A 15,607-nucleotide genomic window follows, 5' to 3' on the forward strand; every position below is an offset into this window, starting at 1 on the left:
AAATCACGATCCCTGCATCGGCTCCTCTTCTATGTCTCATCTCATCACCAGCCTCGCGGAACTCGAAGCCCTTTACGGCGAGGTCAGCAAGGGTTCGCTCCTGAAGGAGACGGATCGGGTTGTGCCCGAGTATCGCGCCTTCATCGAGGCCGCGCCCTTCGTGGCACTCGCCACCCGGGGACCGGAGGGTCTCGATTGCTCGCCCCGCGGCGACGGACCGGGCTTCGTGCGCGTTCAGGAAGAAAAGACCCTGTTGCTGCCGGACCGGCGCGGCAACAACCGCCTCGATTCGCTGCGCAACATCGTGGGCGATCCGAGCGTCGCCCTGCTGTTCCTGATTCCCGGCATCGGCGAGACTCTGCGCGTCAACGGTCGAGCGGTGATTTCGGTCGATCCTTCTCTGCTCGAAAGCTTCGCCATCGACGGCAAGGCGCCGAAATCCGTCATCGCCGTCACGGTCGAGGCCGTCTATTTCCAATGTGCCCGCGCGATCCTGCGCTCGGAGTTATGGAACCCGAGAAAGCACGTGGCGCGCGGCTCATTGCCGAGCGCGGGCCAGATCCTCGCGGCCCTGTCGAACAACGAGGTGGGCGGCGAAGCTTATGACAAGGAACTGCCGGAAAGGCAGCGTACAACCCTTTATTGAGCAGGATGCGCTTGACCTGAAGTCCCCTGCCCCCGAAAAGGCAGATCCCACTTGTTCTGGAAAAGGCACAAGGACATTCCATGACGATCCAACGCATCAAGCCCGGCCCGCGCATGAGCGGCGCCGTCGTTCACGGCAACACGGTCTATCTCGCCGGCCAGGTCGCCAATCAGACCGCCGGGCAAAGCGTCACCGAGCAGACCAAGGAAATCCTCGCGATCATCGACGGCCTGCTCAGTGAGGCCGGCACTGATAAGTCGAAGATCCTGATGGCAAATATCTGGCTCACCGACATGGGCACGTTCCAGGAGATGAATGCCGTGTGGGATGCCTGGGTCTCGCCCGGCAACACCCCTGCCCGCGCGACCGTCGAGGCCAAGCTCGCAGCCCCGGCCTTCAAGGTCGAGATCGCGGTCATCGCGGCCAAGTAAGCTTTGCTGCCAAGTTAAGTTTTCAGCAAAAAGAAGCGGGCCATATGGCCCGCTTCTTCATTCACCCTTCGATCTCGTTACGGGCAGGGATGGCGTCGGCCATCATAACCGAGATAGGTGCCCGAGGCCGGGTCATAGGACCGGTAGCGCTGAGCGCAATAGGAATTACCGCCATAGACCGGCGCAGCCTGCGACTGGGCAATGGCGCCGCCGATGATGGCGCCGGTCGCAAGGCCGATGGCGCCTGCTGCGGCAGCTGATCCATAGTCGCGGCGGTAGTAACGTGGGCCGTAATAGCCATAACGGGAGCCATAGTAGCCGCGGCGCGCGCCATAGTAACGGCGGTCTACATAGCGCGGGCCACCACCGCGATAAGCACGCCGAATGGCGCGTCCACGATAGTAATCCTGCGCGTACGCAGTCTTCACGTTGCCGTTCTGCACCGCGGCGACAAGTTCATTCATTGGTGTGGTCTGAGCCTCGGCAGCAAAAGCCGGAGCGGCGAGGCCAAAGGTGCCGAGCGCAGCCGTAGCCGCGACAGCCATGAAGAATTTACGCATGGGACAACTCCTCCAATCTCGGGAGGCGAACGCAAAAAACCTCGGGTCGTTCCCCTTTTGAGGAATTTCGGTCTATCTCTCGCGGGAACGTGAGGATCGAGAGGGCGGTTTCATGATTGTAGGCCACCCTCTCAGGATGAGGATTGTAAGACCGAAAACGACAATAGCCGGGTCAAGCCCGGCCATTGTGATTACGTAACTCTTCAGCTCACAGAATGAACCGGCTCAGATCCGTGTTCTTCGCGAGCATCTCCACCTCGCCGCGCACATAAGCGGCGTTGATGGTCACTGTCTCGCCGGAGCGATCGGGGGCCGTGAAGGAGACGTCGTCGAGCACGCGTTCCAGCACCGTCTGCAGGCGGCGGGCGCCGATATTCTCGACCGAGTTGTTCACGTCGACAGCGACCTGAGCGAGCGCATCGATGGCATCGTCGGTGAAGACGAGATTCACGCCCTCGGTATGCATCAGCGCGACCGATTGCTTGATCAGGCTCGCTTCCGTCTCGGTGAGGATGCGCTTGAAATCCTCTACCGTCAGCGGTGCGAGCTCGACACGGATCGGCAGACGACCCTGCAGCTCGGGCAGCAGATCCGACGGCTTCGAGACATGGAACGCGCCGGATGCGATGAAGAGGATATGGTCGGTCTTCACCGGCCCGTATTTCGTCGACACCGTCGTGCCTTCGATCAGCGGCAGCAGATCGCGCTGCACGCCCTCGCGGGAGACATCGGCACCGGTGCGGCCTTCGCGGCCGGCGATCTTGTCGATCTCGTCGAGGAACACGATGCCGTTGTTCTCCACCTGGCGCAGCGCCTCCTGGACGATGGCGTCCTGGTCGATCAGCTTGTCGGCTTCTTCCGTCACCAGCGGCTCATAGGCTTCGCGCACGGTGGTGCGGCGGGTTTTCGAGCGGCCACCGCCGAACGCCTTGCCGAACATGTCGGAGAGATTGATCGCACCGACCGACGCGCCGGGCATGCCGGGGATCTCGAACATCGGCATCCCCTGCCCTCCACCCGATTGCAGCTCGACCTCGATCTCCTTATCGTCGAGCTCGTTGGCGCGCAGCTTGCGGCGGAAGGCATCGCGGGTGGCGGCGCTGGCAGTGGAACCAACGAGCGCATCGAGCACACGCTCTTCCGCCGACACATGCGCCTTTGCCTGGACCTGGCGGCGGCGTTCGTCCTTCACGAGACCGATGCCAATCTCGACGAGGTCACGCACGATCTGCTCCACGTCACGGCCGACATAGCCGACCTCCGTAAACTTCGTCGCCTCAACCTTGATGAAAGGCGCGCCTGCGAGCTTGGCGAGGCGACGCGAGATCTCTGTCTTGCCGCAACCCGTGGGGCCGATCATGAGAATGTTCTTCGGCGCCACCTCTTCGCGTAAGTTTCCTTCGAGCTGCTGCCGGCGCCAGCGGTTGCGCAGAGCAATGGCGACCGCACGCTTGGCGTCGTTCTGGCCAACGATGTAGCGGTCGAGTTCGGAAACGATTTCGCGGGGAGAAAACGTGGTCATAACTTCATCTTCCGGTGCCATCCCCGGCCGGAAGCAGCGAGAGCTGCTGGAGGGGAAGGGAATCCACAATCAAGGCTTTCCGTGTCCGGATCCCCTTCCCGGCCGCGTTGCGGCCGCCGGGGATGACACGAACGGTTCTATGCGGCGTCCAATGTTTCGATGACGATGTTCGCATTGGTATAGACGCAGATCTCGGCGGCGATGGCGAGAGACCGGCGCACGATGGCTTCCGCATCCATGTCGGAATCGGCGAGCGCCCGCGCGGCAGCGAGCGCATAATTGCCGCCGGAGCCGATGGCCATGATACCGTTTTCCGGCTCCAGCACGTCGCCGGCACCGGAGAGCAGCAGGCCCACATCCTTATCGGCCACCAACATCATCGCTTCCAGGCGGCGCAGGTAGCGGTCGGTACGCCAGTCCTTGGTGAGCTCGACGCAGGCGCGGGTAAGCTGGCCAGGATATTGTTCGAGCTTGGCCTCGAGCCGCTCGAACAGGGTGAAGGCATCCGCCGTTGAGCCGGCAAAGCCGCCGATCACGCCGCCCTTGGCGAGACGGCGGACTTTTTTCGCATTGCCCTTCACGACAGTCTGGCCAAGGCTGACCTGCCCATCGCCGCCGATGACGACGCGGCCGCCTTTGCGGACCATAAGAATCGTGGTGGCATGCATGCGGGGGGTGGCGTCTTCAGACACGAGGGTCAAACTCCGGAGGGCAGGATCTAATCAGCATCGGCCACACGGCCGTTTCAAGGCCTGACTTAATCACTGATCGGGCAAAAGCAACGCGGGTGGCATTTCTGCGCAGGTCTTGCTAGAAGGCCTCGTCTCTTGTTCCGCAAAGGATTTTGATGATGCGCTCCGCGAGCGTTAGCCGTCGCACCGCCGAGACCGATGTCGCCGTGTCGATTGCCCTCGATGGCACCGGCAAGGCCGAGATCTCCACGGGGGTCGGCTTCCTCGACCATATGCTCGAACTGTTTGCCCGACACGGTCACTTCGACCTGACCGTGAAGGTGACCGGCGACCTGCATGTGGATCAGCATCATACGACCGAGGACTCCGGGATTGCGCTCGGCCAGGCCATCCTGCAGGCGCTTGGCGATAAAAAGGGCATCTCGCGCTATGCCGACATTCATCTCCCGATGGACGAGACCTTGACGCGCGTCGCCCTCGACATATCGGGCCGCCCCTTCCTCGTGTTCCGGACCACCTTCCCGACGGAGAAGATCGGCGTTTTCGACACCGAACTGGTACGTGAATTCTATCAGGCGTTCGCCATCAACGCAGGCCTGACGCTCCATGTGGAGACGCTCTATGGCGAGAACAGCCACCATATCGCCGAGAGCTGCTTCAAAGGCTTGGCACGGGCCTTGCGTCAGGCCGTGGCACTGGACCCAAGGGAAGAGGGCCGCGTTCCCTCCACCAAGGGTACACTCTAAATCCCTTTAAGATCCCTTGTCCGGCGGGCACGCCAGCGTCACCTCACCGGACGAGGCCTGAGGAAACGTCGCCATGACCACCTTTACTCTGCACCTCGCGCGCGATGCGCGGCCGGGTGATCCGACAGCTCTGGACGAGTCGGAGCTCGTGAAGGATGCCTTTTCCTGGGGCGCCTTCTTCTTCACCTTCCTGTGGTTCTTCTACCACCGGCTCTGGCTTGCCGGAATCGGCGTGCTGATCCTCGTCTTCGCCTTCGGCGGCCTCATGGCCCTGCTCGACGTGCATCCGCTTGCCGGCACCGTCGCGCAGCTTCTGCTGCAGGTTCTGATCGGGCTCGAGGCCAATAGCCTGAGGCGCTGGACCCTGGCGCGCCGCGGCCTGCCCATGGTCGATGCGGTCACAGCAGAAGACCGGGACGAAGCGGAGACCAAAGCCTTCGCCCGCTGGCTCGAGGCCAGGCCGACCTCCCTGCCCCGCAGCCCGGCGTCCACATCCATCCTGTCCACTCCTCGGAGGTCCGAACCGGTGATCGGCCTCTTTCCCGATGCGGAGCGTCCCCGGTGAGCGTCGTCATCATCGATTACGGGTCCGGCAACCTGCACTCCGCCGCCAAGGCTTTCGAGCGGGCCGCGCGCGAGGCGGAGCTCGATCTCACCATCACGGTTTCTTCCGATCCAACCCTCGTCGCCAAGGCCGACCGGATCGTGCTGCCGGGCGTCGGCGCCTTCGCCGATTGCCGCCGCGGTCTCGATGCCGTACCGGGCATGGTGGAAGCGCTGCAACGGCGCGTCCATGAGGACAAGCGCCCCTTCCTCGGCATCTGCGTCGGCATGCAGCTCATGGCGACGCGCGGCCTCGAGCACACGACGAGCTACGGCCTCGACTGGATCCATGGTGACGTGAAGGCGATTACGCCGAGCGACCCCAGCTTAAAGATCCCGCATATGGGCTGGAACACGCTGCAACAGGTGAAGCCGCATCCGCTGCTCGACGGTATTCCGACCGGACCTGATGGGCTGCACGCCTATTTCGTGCATTCCTATGCGCTCTCGCCGGCCATCCCGGACGACGTGGTCGCCACCGCCGATTACGGCGGCCCGGTCACGGCCATCGTCGGCCGCGACAATCTCGTCGGCACGCAATTTCACCCCGAAAAGAGCCAGGCCCTCGGCCTCAAGCTCATCGCCAATTTCCTAAGGTGGCGCCCGTGATCCTTTACCCTGCCATCGACCTCAAAGAAGGCCGCTGCGTCCGCCTCATTCAAGGCGACATGGACCAGGCGACCGTGTTCAACGACGATCCGGCCGACCAGGCCGCGACCTTCGAGCGCCAGGGCTTCGAGTGGCTGCACGTGGTCGATCTCGACGGCGCCTTTGCCGGCAAGCCGATGAATGCCGCGGCCGTCGAGAATATCCTGAAGCGCGTGACGATCCCGGTGCAGCTCGGCGGCGGCATCCGCGACATGAAGACGGTCGAGGGCTGGCTGTCGAAGGGGGTGTCGCGCGTCATCATCGGCACGGCCGCCGTGCGCGATCCCGCCTTCGTGCGCGAGGCCGCGCGCCTCCATCCCGGCAAGATCGCGGTCGGCATCGACGCCAAGGACGGGCTCGTCGCCGTGGAGGGCTGGGCCCAGACCTCCACGCTGTCGGCGGAGGAACTCGGCCGGCGCTTCGAGGATGCAGGCGTCGCCGCGATCATCTACACGGACATCGCCCGCGACGGCATTCTCAAAGGTCTCAACTTCCCGATGACCTTGGGGCTCGCCCGCGCCGTCTCGATCCCCGTCATTGCCTCGGGTGGCCTCGCCTCCATGGCCGACATCGAGCGCCTCACGGAGCCCGATTGCGCCGTCCTCAACGGTGCCATCTCGGGCCGCGCGCTCTATGACGGGCGGATCGATCCGACAGAAGCGCTGGCGCTGCTGAAATCGGTGCCGGCTTAAATTCAAATCCTATGGATTTCTCAAGCTCAAGTCGAACGGCTAGGATTCTTCCCTAACGACGCCAACATAGGTTATAAAACCTCGAGATAAAGTTACATATCGGGGGCTTCCATGGCGTTCACAGTAATTCAGGGCGGCGAGATCCGCGTCAACACGACGACGGACTTCACCCAGGTCGAGCAGAGCATCGCCGCCCTCGCGGATGGCGGCTGGGTCGTCACTTGGCGCGACAGTGCCAAGGAAGGGACCGGCAACGGCCGCGGCATTTACCAGCAGCGCTACACGGCCGATGGGGCGAAGGTCGGGGAAGAAACCCAGATCAACACCACGATTGCCGGGCATCAGGAAGCCCCTCAGGTGACTGCGCTACCTAACGGCGGCTGGGTTGTCACCTGGATGTCGGATCACGATCGCGACGGTAACTACCAGGTCTATCAGCAGCGCTATGCTTCTGACGGCGGTAAGGCCGGCGGCGAGATTCTCGTCAGCGGCACGCTCTCTGGATCTCAGGATTACCCGGTCGTCACTGCTCTGGATGGCGAGAATGAGGGTGGCTGGGTCGTCAGCTGGGTGTCGGGGGATATTTCCGACACCACGATCTATCAGCGGTATTACGATTCTAAGGGCGATCCCGTCGAAGATCCCGTCGCAATCCAAGGGACAACCGGCACCGGCATCCAGCTCTCGGTGAGCACCGCGGCTCTGCCCGATGGCAGCTGGATCGCCACCTGGGCAGCCGGCGGCCCGATGGGTGGCGCGATCTACCAGCAGCGCTGCTACGCAGATGGCACCGCCGGAAAAGCCGTCGCCATCCATTCTGACCAGGGACAGTTTCTCCAGGGTCCCAACGTCACGGTTCTCGCGGATGGCAACTGGGTCGTGACCTGGTCGGCTTTCGAAAACAGTGGCGGAGCGACCTGGACCGTCAAACAGCAACGCTTCCGGGCAGATGGGACGGCGATAGCATCGGTGACACCCATTGAAAGCGTCAACACCACCAAGGCGGGCGGTCATGTGAACGGGCAGGTTAAGGCCCTGCCGGACGGCGGCTGGATCGTGACCTGGGGGGCCGACGGCAAGGACGGCTCCGACTATGCGGTCCTGCAGCAGCGCTACGACGCGAACGGCAGCAAGGTCGGCGGCGAGACCATCGTCAACACGACAACGGACGGACGGCAGTTCTCCCCCGTCATCACGGTGCTGAAGGACGGCTCCTGGGTCACCGCGTGGTGGTCCTCGCTCGATCAGGAGGGAGCGGGCGCCGACATCTACCAGCAGCGCGCCTCCGGCGAATTCCTGACGGTCGCCGTCGACAAGGCGACAGGGACGGATGGCGACGAAACATTGTACGTTGCGTCCGGCACCCTCAATGCCGGCGATGAGCTCAACGCCCAGGGCGGCGAAGATACATTGCGAATGGAGGAGGCCGGCGCTCTCGACCTCACGGCTCCAGCCATCTTCGCCGGGTTTGAAATCGTTCAGGGATCAGTCGGCAACGATACCATCATCGTCAGCGCCAATCAGCTTTCTGAGCTGACGGCCATCTATGGGAGTGACGGCCTCGATACGCTCCGACTGACGACATCCGGTACCCACGACTTAACCGTCAGCCAATGGTTCGAGACCGTCGAGGGCTCGGAGGGCGACGATACCTTCATCGCCGGTGATGCCCAGATTGCAGACCTTCTGACCATCGACGGGAAGGGCGGCACGAATGTTCTGCGCCTCGTGGGTGGAGGCGCTCTCGACCTGACCTCGACGACAGTCACGAATTTTTCCGAGACTGTTCTGACGGACGCGTCGGGCACAACAGTCACGGTTGTCGACAAGGCGACGGCGCTTCTCCTGAACGGCGAGGCAGGCAGCAACGACCGCGTCGTCCTCGATACCGACGATGTTTTCTCGCTGGCTCAGCGAAGACAATTGTTCCGCCAGGGAATTGAAGTCATCGAGGATGCCGATGGCGTGTATGTCAACGCCGCGCCGACCGAGATCGTGATCGAGGGCGGGCGCGTCAGCGAACTCTCGGCACCGGGAACGCGGGTGGGCGCGCTCTCAGCCGAGGATGCGGACGCGGAGGAGGAATTCACCTTCGAGCTTCTCGACGATGCCGGCGGGCGCTTCATGCTGTCCGAGGATACGATCCTGGTGAAGAACGGCCTGGCTCTCGATTTCGAGCAGGCCTCTTCCCACCGGATCAAGGTGCGCGTCACCGATGCGGGCGGAAAGACCCTGGAGCAGGAACTCACGATCACGGTCACCGACGTGAATCCGGAGATCGCGACGGGAACGGCCGCGGCGGACAGGTTCGTCGGCGGGGAGGGGGCGGACAGGCTGATCGGAGCCCAGGGCAATGACACCCTGTTCGGCGCCGGCGGCGATGACGGTCTGGAGGGCGGCGAGGGCGCCGATCATCTCTCGGGCGACCTCGGCAATGACATGCTTGCCGGCGGTGCGGAAGCCGATACGCTCATCGGCGGCGGCGGGAACGATACCTATCTGGCGGATACGGGCGATGTGATCGTCGAAGCAGCCAGTGGCGGAATCGACACGGTTCTCACCGATGCAAGCTTCAGCCTTGCTGACTTCTCCGAGATCGAGATCCTGATGGCGCGCGAGATCGGCGCCGGAACGGCGCTCAACCTGACCGGCAATGCCAAGGCCAACATTCTCGTCGGCAATGCGGGCAAGAACCAGCTCAATGGCGGGGCGGGCAACGATACGCTGACCGGCGGCGCCGGGAAGGATGAGTTCGTCTTCACCGCCAAGGTCGACAAGAAGTCCTGGAAGGCCAATCTCGACAAGATCACGGACTACAAGACGAAGGACGACACGATCCTGCTCGACAACGCCGTCTTCAAGAAGCTTGGCAAGGGCAGCCTGACGAAGAAAGGCAAGCTCAACAAGGACTTCTTCGCTGCGGGCTCGAAGGCGAAGGACAAGAACGACTACCTGGTCTTCGACTCGAAGAAGAAAGTCCTGCTCTACGATGCGGATGGCTCCGGCAAGGGTGCGGCCTATCAGATCGCCGCCTTCGACAAGAAGCTCAAGCTCGCCATGAATGCGGCGGAATTCCTCGTGATCTGACAGGCGCCTTTTTCCGTCATGGATGACCATCTTTCCGTCATGGGTGACAGCGCGCGAGAAATTTGGCATCTGACCGGCATTGTTCTTGGGAACGCAGCCGATGCTCAAAGTCCGCCTCATCCCCTGTCTCGACGTCAAGGACGGCCGTGTCGTGAAGGGCGTGCAATTCGTCAATCTCGTCGATGCCGGCGATCCGGTCGAGGCGGCCAAGGCCTATGATGCGGCCGGCGCCGACGAATTGTGCTTCCTCGACATCACGGCAAGCCACGAGGCGAGGGGGATCCTGCTCGACGTGGTGCAGCGCACGGCCGAGGCCTGTTTCATGCCGCTCACGGTGGGCGGCGGCGTGCGTACCGTCGAGGACATCCGCAAGCTCCTGCTCGCGGGCGCCGACAAGGTCTCGATCAATACGGCCGCGGTGAAGAACCCTGATTTCGTGCGCGAGGCGGCGGAAAAGTTCGGCAACCAATGCATCGTCGTCGCCATCGACGCCAAGAAGGTGTCGGGGGAGGGCGAGCCCGCGGCTTGGGAAATCTTCACCCATGGCGGGCGCAACGCCACCGGCATCGACGCCATCGCGTTTGCCAGAAAGGTGGCGGAGCTGGGGGCAGGGGAGCTTCTGGTCACTTCCATGGACCGGGACGGCACCAAGGGCGGCTATGACCTGGCGCTCATCCGCGCCATCGCCGACGCGGTCTCCGTGCCCGTCATCGCCTCCGGCGGCGTCGGCAATCTCGACCATCTGGTCGACGGCGTGAAAGACGGCCATGCCAGCGCCGTGCTCGCGGCCTCGATCTTCCATTTCGGCACCCACACGATTTCGGAAGCCAAGGGCTACATGGCGGACAAGGGTCTGAAGATGCGGCTGGACAAGCCGGCGAAGAACGCCGCCTGAGCAGAAGGACAGACTATGACCTCCTTCACCCTCAACGACCTCGCCCGCATCGTCGCCGAGCGCGCGGCGGCTCCGGCGACCGAGTCTTATACGGCCAAGCTCATCGCCGGTGGGCCGGCCAAGGCGGCCAAGAAGCTGGGGGAGGAGGCGGTGGAGGCCGCCATCGCGGCCGTCGAGGGCGATCGGCAAAACCTCACGGCCGAGGCGGCGGATGTGCTGTATCATCTTTTGGTCGTGTTGCAGGGCGCAAACATTCCGCTAAGTGACGTAATGGCCGAACTGGAGCGCCGCACGGCGCAGTCGGGTCTTGCGGAGAAGGCCGCACGCAAGACTTAAAACATGGAAAAGAGGTGGTTCGCATGGACCAGCCCAACCTGATTTCCGCCGATGAGGACGATGACGGCCTCTCGCCCTATCGCACCTTCTCCCGCGACGAATGGGCCAAGCTGCGCGCCGATGCGCCGATGACGCTGGCCGCCGACGAGGTGCTGCAGCTGCAATCCCTCAACGATCCGATCTCCCTCGATGAGGTCGCGGCGATCTACCTGCCGCTCTCGCGCCTGCTTTCGCTCTACGTTGCGGCAACCCAGGGGCTGTTCAAGGCGACCCAGCGCTTCCTTCTCGCCGAGCAGCAGGAGAAGGTGCCCTACATCATCGGCGTGGCGGGGTCGGTGGCGGTCGGCAAATCCACCACCGCCCGCGTACTGAAAGCTCTTCTCGCCCGCTGGCCGAACACGCCGAAGGTCGATCTCGTCACCACCGACGGGTTCCTGCTGCCCAATGCAGAGCTGACCCGGCTTGGCCTCATGGAGCGCAAGGGCTTTCCCGAGAGCTACGATACCGGAAAGCTGCTGCATTTCCTCGCCGACATCAAAGCCGGCAAACGCAACGTGAAGGCGCCGCTTTATTCCCACCTCGTCTATGACGTGGTGCCCGGCGAGGAAACCGTGGTCGACCGGCCGGACATTTTGATTGTCGAAGGCCTCAACGTGCTCCAGCCGGCGCGCATGCCGAAGGACGGAACCGCCATCCCCTTCGTGTCCGATTTCTTCGACTTCTCGGTCTATATCGACGCGGACGAGGAAGATCTGCACCGCTGGTATGTGAGTCGATTCCTGCGCCTGCGCCACACAGCCTTCCGCGATCCGCTGTCCTATTTCCGGCGCTATGCGGAACTGCCCGAGGCGGAAGCTATCAACATTGCCGATGGCTTGTGGAATCGCATCAACCTGGTGAACCTGCAGGAAAACATCGTGCCGACCCGTCAGCGCGCGAGCCTGATCCTGAAAAAGGGCCCGAGCCACCGGATCGAGACGGTGGCGCTGAGACGACTCTAGAGCATCGGACCCAAAAGGTCCGCACGATGCGCTAGTCCTGAAACGTCGTTCCCACGCGGCGCACCGTCGAGAAGCGGCTCTTGGCGTAAACGGACGTGTAGGGCACCTGAACGTATTCCAAGGTCTTGCGGGCAGCCCAGCCCGGCAACGTGTCCCTGTACCGGGCGAAATTCGGATTGGGTCCCGTTCCGAAGAGCACCTCGTTGAGGTTCAGCCCCACCCCGACATAGAAGGATCGCTCGATCGGATAGCCGAGCTCGCGCTCCTTCTCCTCGAAACCACGTGCATCGAAGCCGACGTGCAGTTCTGCGTAGCGCAGGGGAGTATTTTTAAGCGTTTCGAACCCGCTGCCTTTCAGCGCCATGATGTAGCGCTGACGCTCGTACGGGGGGAGAATACCATTCTCCCCCGTGATGCCGGGCCGCTCGTAGCTTGCGGGCGTGTACATGAACCGCCAGTCCAGCTTCTCACTCAGCCCGGGAACAGAGTTCCGGACGATCGAGAAGAGCGCACCGACGCCGTTCGCCACGATATCCTCGCGCGAGAAGCGATGCCGGCCCGTGAACCCGTCCATGGTTTCGGCGAGCCCCATGATGCTGAATGCGACGAGCGCGGCTGTGATCGGGGCTCCTATGGGATTCGAGGCATTGGCCCGAATCCGGTCCGTCAGGAGGTCGGCGATGACATAGGTCGAGAACGAATGGCCGATCTTGTCCATTCCGCCGTGGCGGGTGTTCTTGGCGAACCATCCTTCCTCGATGGTCTGAAACCCGGAGGTGTTGCCCCAGTCCCAATCCTTGAAGCCGACGACAGCAAATCCCGCTCCAACGAGGGCCAGCTCCCATCGGATCGCATGCAAATGATCGCCCAGTTGGCTGACTGAATAGAATGTCGGAGGGATTGGCGTCGGCTCAAGGCTTGCCTTCGTAGTCGGCATAGCCGTGGTGGTGGCCACGACCGCAGGCGGTCTCGCAGATTGCCCCTTCGCTCGGACCACCGAGCGGGACTCCGATGGTCCGCTCGGTTGTGCCAGGGATATCTCAGGGCGCAAAACGGCGCCCAGGACTGCAAGACAAGCGATAAAGGCGACCACCCGCATTGGTCGATCCTCTTCCAACGCCCCCTGGGAGGATCTTTCTATGGCAAGTGGCGGAACGCAACCCCTCGGCGAACGCCAGGTCCCGCCGGGCCAAGAAGTTGGCGACAAAGGTAAACGGAAAAGCGCCAACCATTCCGTAACCGTGGGCGTTGTGCCTCCAGATGAACGGAGGCCCCATGACATCGCAGCCGGTCGACGAAAAACTCAAGCGCAGTGCCGAGCACGCCAAGGAGGCGGCGGCTCAGACCCAGGAGGCCGCCGAGCAGACGCAGGAAGCGGCCGAACATACGCAGGCTGCCGCCACAACCACCGCCGTCGCCAGCGTGCAGATGAAGGACAGCGCCGACCGGCGCACGGAACTGGCCGCCAACCGTACGGTCTTTGCCGCCGAGCGCACCTATGCTGCCTGGGTGCGCACCGGTCTGGCGTCGCTGGCCTCCGGCATCGGCGCGAAGAAGCTTTTGGAAGGTGTGGTTCCGGACTGGATGATCATCTCCACCGGCTCAATCCTTGTGTTTTTCAGCGCTTTCTGCTTCGCCTCTGCGGTCTGGCGCCAGATTTTTACGGGCGCACAGCCGCCGCAGCCAGACGTACAGCGGATCCCGCCGTTCCTGCTCGTGATCTTCAACGGCTTCCTGGTACTCGTCGCGCTCGCCGCCCTGCTCAGCATCTGGTTCGGGCGCACGGGCGGGGATTGAGGCAAACCCTTTACACCTTTGGACCGACCATTCGGCCTGAGCTAATCTTTGCCAATCGCGGCCTCATGCCGAAAGGATGTCCCGATGAAAGCCCGACAGATGGCGCTCACGCGCGACCTTGTGGCGCTTGTTCATCGTGTCCTGGACGATCCCGGCCCCGAACCCGGTCTCGTCTATCACACCGAGGACGATTACGACGCGATCGTCCAAGCCATGCTGTCGTCGCATCCTGCCGGCGATGATGCCTGGCTCTTCGTCTATGGCTCCCTGATCTGGAAACCGGAAGTGGATCATGTGGAGGCGCGGCGGGGCACGGCCCATGGATGGCACCGATCCTTCTGTTTCAGGATCACCCGCTTTCGCGCGACGAAGGATCGACCCGGCCTCATGATGGCGCTCGACCGAGGAGGGCAATGCCAGGGACTTCTCTACCGGCTTCCGGGCGCATCGTTGCAAGCTCAATTGGGGAAATTATTTCGCCGCGAGTTCACCGCGAAGCCACCCAATAGCATGCCGCGTTGGATCAGAGTCACGATCGAAGACGGCCCTGTAACAGCCCTTACCTTCGTCATGAACCGCAAGGCACCGGCTTATGTCGGACGCCTTGCACCCGAGGAGGTGGCCGATGTGCTTGCTAGAGCCTGCGGACATTGGGGTTCAGGCGCCGAATATCTCCACAACACGGTCATGCATCTGGAAGAGCACGGCATCCACGACAGCAACCTCTGGCGATTGCAGAAGCTCGTAGCGGCAAAGATCGACGAGATGGCGGACAGGTGATGCCGCGAACTTACGGCCGTGGCATCGTTCCGGAGATTTCCCTCAGGCGAACAATCCTTCCTGCTGCGCCAGCTCGCGCAGGTTCGTCTGCGGGCGGGCGCCGAGGTGGCTGATGATTTCGGCGGCGGCCAGCCCCCCGAGGCGGGCGCAATCGGTGAGGTCGAGGTTCTTCACGAGGCCGGCGAGGAAGCCGGAGGCGAAGAGGTCGCCGGCGCCGGTGGTGTCGACCACGCGCTCGACGGGGAAGGCCGGCACGGCCTTTGTCTCGCCGCGGCTCACGATCAGGGCGCCCTCCGCCGAGCGGGTGATGGCGCCGAGGACGTTTTCTTCACGCAACGCAGCAAGTGCGGTGTTCGCGTCAGACGTGCCGTAGAGACTCTGCAATTCGTGGATATTGGCGAAGAGGATGTCGAGGCTGCCGTCGCGCATGAGTCCCAAGAACTCGTCGCGGTAACGGTCGACGCAGAAGGCGTCGGAGAGGGTGAGCGCCACCTTGTTGCCGGCCTCGTGGGCGATCTTCACCGCCTTGCGGAAGGCTTCCTTGGCGGCTGGCGGATCCCATAGATAGCCTTCGAGATAAACGATGGAGGAGGCGCGCACCGTCTCCGGGTTCACGTCGTCGGGGGTGAGGTTCTGGCAGGCCCCGAGATAGGTGTTCATGGTGCGCTCGCCGTCCGGCGTCACCAGGATGAAGCTGCGCGCGGTGGCGGGGCCGTCCTCGGCAAGAGCCACATCATAATGCACGTCGATGGCCTTGAGGTCGTGGGCGAAGAGCTTGCCCGTCTCGTCGTTCTTCACCTTGCCGATGAAGCCGGCCTTGACGCCGAAGGAAGCGGCACCCGCCGCCGTGTTGGCACCGGAGCCGCCCGACACGATGATCGCCGGACCCATGTCGCCGTAGAGCTCCTCGGCGCGGGCTTCGTCGATGAGCTGCATGGCGCCCTTGTGGACCTTCTTCTGCAGGAGGAAGGCCTCGTCGGTATGGGCGAGCACGTCAACGATGGCGTTGCCGAGGGTGAGAACGTCGATGCGGGTCTGGGACATTAGGCAACCGGGATTATGAAAAGACGGGGCGCTTTCGCATCCACCGCCCCCGCGGTCAAGTCCAGCGCATCGTGCGGAAAAGTGGATCCGGTTTTTCGCGCTCAACGATGCATCGCTGAGAGATGAG

At 63.0% G+C, this 15,607-nt stretch carries 17 protein-coding genes; 12 read left to right on the plus strand and 5 right to left on the minus strand.

All coding sequences use genetic code 11. The features are described from left to right. Nucleotides 1–31: 31 nt before the first annotated feature. A complete protein-coding gene (locus tag JO965_RS00840) occupies nucleotides 32–646 on the plus strand; it encodes a pyridoxamine 5'-phosphate oxidase family protein (protein WP_203441845.1) in 615 nt (204 codons plus the stop codon). An 80-nt stretch (nucleotides 647–726) separates the two neighbouring features. Next, complete coding sequence (locus JO965_RS00845) at nucleotides 727–1,077, plus strand: RidA family protein (protein WP_203441846.1); 351 nt, start codon at nucleotides 727–729, stop codon at nucleotides 1,075–1,077. A gap of 77 nt (nucleotides 1,078–1,154) precedes the next feature. Here JO965_RS00845 and JO965_RS00850 read toward each other — a convergent pair whose 3' ends face one another. The 3 genes from JO965_RS00850 to hslV all read right to left on the minus strand — a co-directional run bounded on the left by JO965_RS00850 (nucleotide 1,155) and on the right by hslV (nucleotide 3,827). Then, the gene (locus JO965_RS00850) at nucleotides 1,155–1,637 is read right to left on the minus strand and encodes a BA14K family protein (protein WP_246776700.1); all 483 of its coding nucleotides are present in this window, start codon (nucleotides 1,635–1,637) and stop codon (nucleotides 1,155–1,157) included. 208 nt (nucleotides 1,638–1,845) lie between these two features. Beyond that, the gene (hslU, locus tag JO965_RS00855; protein WP_203441847.1) at nucleotides 1,846–3,159 is read right to left on the minus strand and encodes an ATP-dependent protease ATPase subunit HslU; all 1,314 of its coding nucleotides are present in this window, start codon (nucleotides 3,157–3,159) and stop codon (nucleotides 1,846–1,848) included. A gap of 137 nt (nucleotides 3,160–3,296) precedes the next feature. Continuing rightward, on the minus strand, nucleotides 3,297–3,827 hold the full coding sequence (gene hslV, locus JO965_RS00860; RefSeq protein ID WP_203444010.1) for an ATP-dependent protease subunit HslV: 531 nt from the start codon (nucleotides 3,825–3,827) through the stop codon (nucleotides 3,297–3,299). A gap of 182 nt (nucleotides 3,828–4,009) precedes the next feature. Between hslV and hisB the strand changes: the two genes are divergently transcribed. The 8 genes from hisB (at nucleotide 4,010) to coaA (ending at nucleotide 11,859) form a co-directional block, all read left to right on the plus strand. Further along, the gene (hisB, locus tag JO965_RS00865) at nucleotides 4,010–4,597 is read left to right on the plus strand and encodes an imidazoleglycerol-phosphate dehydratase HisB (RefSeq protein WP_203444011.1); all 588 of its coding nucleotides are present in this window, start codon (nucleotides 4,010–4,012) and stop codon (nucleotides 4,595–4,597) included. 73 nt (nucleotides 4,598–4,670) lie between these two features. Next, a complete protein-coding gene (locus tag JO965_RS00870) occupies nucleotides 4,671–5,162 on the plus strand; it encodes a DUF2628 domain-containing protein (RefSeq protein ID WP_203441848.1) in 492 nt (163 codons plus the stop codon). Continuing rightward, on the plus strand, nucleotides 5,159–5,809 hold the full coding sequence (gene hisH / locus JO965_RS00875) for an imidazole glycerol phosphate synthase subunit HisH (RefSeq protein WP_203441849.1): 651 nt from the start codon (nucleotides 5,159–5,161) through the stop codon (nucleotides 5,807–5,809). Before JO965_RS00870 ends, hisH begins: the two co-directional genes overlap by 4 nt. Beyond that, nucleotides 5,797–6,540, plus strand: coding sequence for a 1-(5-phosphoribosyl)-5-[(5-phosphoribosylamino)methylideneamino]imidazole-4-carboxamide isomerase (gene hisA / locus JO965_RS00880; RefSeq protein ID WP_203441850.1), 744 nt, complete (start codon nucleotides 5,797–5,799; stop codon nucleotides 6,538–6,540). The genes hisH and hisA overlap by 13 nt, the downstream gene beginning before the upstream one ends. 111 nt (nucleotides 6,541–6,651) lie before the next feature. Then, nucleotides 6,652–9,627, plus strand: a complete 2,976-nt coding sequence (locus JO965_RS00885) for a cadherin domain-containing protein (protein WP_203441851.1) — start codon at nucleotides 6,652–6,654, stop codon at nucleotides 9,625–9,627. Nucleotides 9,628–9,727: 100 nt separating this feature from the next. Beyond that, entirely contained in the window at nucleotides 9,728–10,522 is a 795-nt protein-coding gene (hisF, locus tag JO965_RS00890; protein ID WP_203441852.1) for an imidazole glycerol phosphate synthase subunit HisF, read from the plus strand. Between the two features lie 15 nt (nucleotides 10,523–10,537). After that, nucleotides 10,538–10,858, plus strand: coding sequence for a phosphoribosyl-ATP diphosphatase (locus tag JO965_RS00895; RefSeq protein ID WP_203441853.1), 321 nt, complete (start codon nucleotides 10,538–10,540; stop codon nucleotides 10,856–10,858). A gap of 23 nt (nucleotides 10,859–10,881) precedes the next feature. Then, on the plus strand, nucleotides 10,882–11,859 hold the full coding sequence (coaA, locus tag JO965_RS00900; protein WP_203441854.1) for a type I pantothenate kinase: 978 nt from the start codon (nucleotides 10,882–10,884) through the stop codon (nucleotides 11,857–11,859). Nucleotides 11,860–11,890: 31 nt separating this feature from the next. On the opposite strand, the gene JO965_RS00905 is transcribed toward coaA, so the two are convergent. Beyond that, a complete protein-coding gene (locus tag JO965_RS00905; RefSeq protein WP_203441855.1) occupies nucleotides 11,891–12,814 on the minus strand; it encodes a DUF2279 domain-containing protein in 924 nt (307 codons plus the stop codon). A 320-nt stretch (nucleotides 12,815–13,134) separates the two neighbouring features. Here JO965_RS00905 and JO965_RS00910 point away from each other — a divergent pair, with 320 nt between their 5' ends. Then, on the plus strand, nucleotides 13,135–13,656 hold the full coding sequence (locus JO965_RS00910; RefSeq protein ID WP_203441856.1) for a YidH family protein: 522 nt from the start codon (nucleotides 13,135–13,137) through the stop codon (nucleotides 13,654–13,656). A gap of 84 nt (nucleotides 13,657–13,740) precedes the next feature. Then, nucleotides 13,741–14,436, plus strand: a complete 696-nt coding sequence (locus JO965_RS00915; protein ID WP_203441857.1) for a gamma-glutamylcyclotransferase — start codon at nucleotides 13,741–13,743, stop codon at nucleotides 14,434–14,436. Nucleotides 14,437–14,478: 42 nt separating this feature from the next. Here the strand turns inward: JO965_RS00915 and JO965_RS00920 are convergent, their stop codons facing one another. After that, entirely contained in the window at nucleotides 14,479–15,480 is a 1,002-nt protein-coding gene (locus tag JO965_RS00920; RefSeq protein WP_203441858.1) for an adenosine kinase, read from the minus strand. Between the last annotated feature and the right edge of the window lie 127 nt (nucleotides 15,481–15,607).

Origin of the sequence: Microvirga sp. VF16 (genome assembly GCF_016864375.1) — a bacterium.
Classification (GTDB): Bacteria; Pseudomonadota; Alphaproteobacteria; order Rhizobiales; family Beijerinckiaceae; genus Microvirga.

Coding starts and splice junctions, on each gene's coding strand:
- JO965_RS00840 (WP_203441845.1), top strand. CDS start 32: ATGTCTCATCTCATCACCAGCCTCGCGGAACTCGAAGCCCTTTACGGC.
- JO965_RS00845 (WP_203441846.1), top strand. CDS start 727: ATGACGATCCAACGCATCAAGCCCGGCCCGCGCATGAGCGGCGCCGTC.
- JO965_RS00850 (WP_246776700.1), bottom strand. CDS start 1,637: ATGCGTAAATTCTTCATGGCTGTCGCGGCTACGGCTGCGCTCGGCACC.
- hslU (WP_203441847.1), bottom strand. CDS start 3,159: ATGACCACGTTTTCTCCCCGCGAAATCGTTTCCGAACTCGACCGCTAC.
- hslV (WP_203444010.1), bottom strand. CDS start 3,827: ATGCATGCCACCACGATTCTTATGGTCCGCAAAGGCGGCCGCGTCGTC.
- hisB (WP_203444011.1), top strand. CDS start 4,010: ATGCGCTCCGCGAGCGTTAGCCGTCGCACCGCCGAGACCGATGTCGCC.
- JO965_RS00870 (WP_203441848.1), top strand. CDS start 4,671: ATGACCACCTTTACTCTGCACCTCGCGCGCGATGCGCGGCCGGGTGAT.
- JO965_RS00885 (WP_203441851.1), top strand. CDS start 6,652: ATGGCGTTCACAGTAATTCAGGGCGGCGAGATCCGCGTCAACACGACG.
- hisF (WP_203441852.1), top strand. CDS start 9,728: ATGCTCAAAGTCCGCCTCATCCCCTGTCTCGACGTCAAGGACGGCCGT.
- JO965_RS00895 (WP_203441853.1), top strand. CDS start 10,538: ATGACCTCCTTCACCCTCAACGACCTCGCCCGCATCGTCGCCGAGCGC.
- coaA (WP_203441854.1), top strand. CDS start 10,882: ATGGACCAGCCCAACCTGATTTCCGCCGATGAGGACGATGACGGCCTC.
- JO965_RS00910 (WP_203441856.1), top strand. CDS start 13,135: ATGACATCGCAGCCGGTCGACGAAAAACTCAAGCGCAGTGCCGAGCAC.
- JO965_RS00915 (WP_203441857.1), top strand. CDS start 13,741: ATGAAAGCCCGACAGATGGCGCTCACGCGCGACCTTGTGGCGCTTGTT.
- JO965_RS00920 (WP_203441858.1), bottom strand. CDS start 15,480: ATGTCCCAGACCCGCATCGACGTTCTCACCCTCGGCAACGCCATCGTT.